The organism is Kitasatospora sp. NPDC034035 (assembly GCF_055575755.1).
Window position 1 is genome coordinate 16134 of record NZ_JBVISA010000031.1, and the last position, 1987, is coordinate 18120.

The window sequence follows — 1987 nt, forward strand, 5'->3', positions numbered from 1 at the left end:
TTCAGCCACGGCTTAACCATCTGCCGTAGCCGTGCCCGGCCTTGAAGACTCTCCCCTGAGCAGTGTTCGACGGGAAGGGACCTGAGGTGGACGGCACATCGGCGGCACCATCGAGAGCAACGCTCGTCACCGCGCTGGATCGGTTCGGCCGACTGGCCCGGGACTGCGCGGTGGTGGGCGCCCAGCTCGCGGTGCACGCACACGGTTCGCTGCACACCCGGGAGTTCGGCCGCGAGGTCGACGGCGGCACTGAGGTCCACTCCGGTTCGGCCTTCGCGTACGGGTCCACCTCCAAGACCTTCGCCGCCGTCTGCGCGCTCCAGCTGGTCTCCGACGGCCTGCTGACCCTGGATGACCCGATCCGCCGCTGGGTGGGCGGCGCCGACCCGGCCCTGGACGCGACCCTACGGCAACTGCTCAGCCACACCGCCGGCCTGCCGTCCGACCACGAGTCGCACGATGCGGGCGGCGATCCGCCGGCCCGCCGCCTACGGGCCCTGCTCGCCGCCGTGCCGCCCCCGGCCCGGACCGCCTGGCCCGCCCCGGGCACGTTCTCCTACTCCAACGTCGGCTACCACCTGCTCTCCCAGCTGGTGGCCGATGCCACCGGCCTGAGCTGGCCGGAGACCCTCGACACCTACCTGCTCGGCCCCCTCGACACCCGGGCCGGCTTCCTTCCGGGCCCGCGCCCGCGCACCGCCCCGGCCCTGACCGTCCACGGCCACCACATCCAGCCCCCGGCCGCCGGCCACGAGACCCGCACCGTCTCAGCCATCGCGTGCACCACGGACTCCGACTCGCTCGCGGCCGGCGGCCTGGCCGGCACCGCGACCGACCTGGTCGCACTGGCCCGGCTGGCCCTCGGGAACGGGCCGGACCTCTGCGACCCGCAGGTCCTGCAGGAGATGACCACCCCGGTCGACGGCGCCGAACCGTTCGGCCTCGCCGACGGCTGGGGCCTGGGCCTCGGCCGCTTCGGTACGCCCGGCACCGCCTGGTGGGGCCACGACGGCACCCACGACGGCACCACCTGCCACCTGCGTCTGGACTCCACGTCCGGCACCGTGGTCGCGCTTACCACCAACTCCACCACCGGCCGGCAGCTGTGGGACGCCGTCCTGCGCGAACTCGCCGACGCGGGCCTGCCCGTCGGCGTCCACCGCCCCCAACTCCCGCCCGAGGCCCCGGTCGAGGACTTCACCCCCTGCCTCGGCGAGTACCGCAACGGGGAACTCGCCATCACCGCGCGCCTGGACTCCGGCACCCTCACCCTCACCCTCCCGGGCGGCGCCACGTACCCCGTCACCCCGCGCGCGGACCTCACCTTTTCCGCCCTGCCCCCAGGTCACAGCACCCCCTTCGTCGGCCGCTTCCTGCGCAGCCCCCACAACCCCACAGCCCTGCAGTACAACGGTCGCGCCCTCACCCGCACCACCCCGCCGCGCGAACGGGCCGGCGCGGGCCGGGACTGACCGCACTGAAGGCCCCGAGCGCGAAACCACCGCCCTCGCGGTCGGGACAGGGGTGCCGCGTTGGAAATCGCATCGCAGGCTGAGTCATCTCACCCGACCGCACCGCAGGTCGCTCAACAGATCCCACGAGCGCAGGGCATGACGGACGGCCGCCGACTGTGCGGGTCCCGATACGTCATCCGCGCAGGTCGCGGCCTTGATCGTCGATGTTCGGATCCGCTCGGCGCTTCCCCGGCATCTTCACCTGGACAGGGCACCAGCGGCATCATGATCTGTCGTGCTGCTGCGTCTGGCCTGCCTCGCCGAGACCAACACCTTCGCGCTGCTGCGGCTCCTGCCGATGAGCGACAGAGAGAAAACATCGGGATCCTCGCACTCTGGCATCAACTGCCGGTCCTGCAAGGCCCCCGCAAAGCCACCACCTCCGGGGGTGCGGCCCGGGACGCCGCTCGCCCCGCCACCGCCCCGGGGTGGGGGCGGTGGCGGGGCGAGCGGGTCGGCCGGGGAGCGGCGGA

At 73.3% G+C, this 1987-nt stretch carries 1 protein-coding gene; it reads left to right on the top strand.

The window, feature by feature from the left end:
• Positions 1 to 86: 86 nt before the first annotated feature.
• Complete coding sequence (locus tag ACZ52J_RS33180; protein WP_465624024.1) at positions 87 to 1472, top strand: serine hydrolase domain-containing protein; 1386 nt, start codon at positions 87 to 89, stop codon at positions 1470 to 1472.
• Positions 1473 to 1987 lie beyond the last annotated feature (515 nt).